This window comes from Pseudomonas sp. EA_65y_Pfl1_P113 (assembly GCF_963970525.1).
Classification (GTDB): Bacteria; Pseudomonadota; Gammaproteobacteria; order Pseudomonadales; family Pseudomonadaceae; genus Aquipseudomonas; species Aquipseudomonas tritici.
The window spans coordinates 1-467 of sequence record NZ_CAXAQM010000511.1; the positions used below are offsets into that span (position 1 = coordinate 1).

Below are 467 nucleotides of genomic sequence, written 5' to 3' on the forward strand. Positions count from 1 at the left end.
CGACATCGTCCGCGCCATCGCCCGCATCAGCTACTTCTACAAGCACGAGAGCTGCGGCCAGTGCACGCCGTGCCGCGAGGGCACGGGCTGGATGTGGCGCGTGATGGAGCGGATGCGCACCGGCGACGCGGACATCTCCGAAATCGATACGCTGTATCAGGTGACCAAGCAGGTCGAGGGCCACACGATCTGTGCGCTCGGCGATGCGGCGGCCTGGCCGATCCAGGGCCTGATCAAGCACTTCCGCCCCGAAATGGAGCGGCGCATCACCGAAAAGCGTGGTGGTGGGTCGAGCCCGATGATGGAGGCGGCGGAATGAGCGTGCTTGTCGCTCTCGCGTTGATTTCGGCTGCGCCCGCAAAACGGGAAGTGGGAGTTGGCGAAGCACGAAAAACAATGATGGCGTTTGCAGCCTGTCTGCAAAATCGCGCGGGTTTTAAATTGCGGAAAATCCTCGATCTTCCCGT

1 protein-coding gene is annotated in these 467 nt (G+C 62.1%); it reads left to right on the forward strand.

The features are described from left to right. Positions 1 to 319: NADH-ubiquinone oxidoreductase-F iron-sulfur binding region domain-containing protein (locus tag AACY52_RS30825; protein ID WP_339561467.1), on the forward strand; the 319-nt coding region annotated here is incomplete at its 5' end. Positions 320 to 467: the final 148 nt, after the last annotated feature.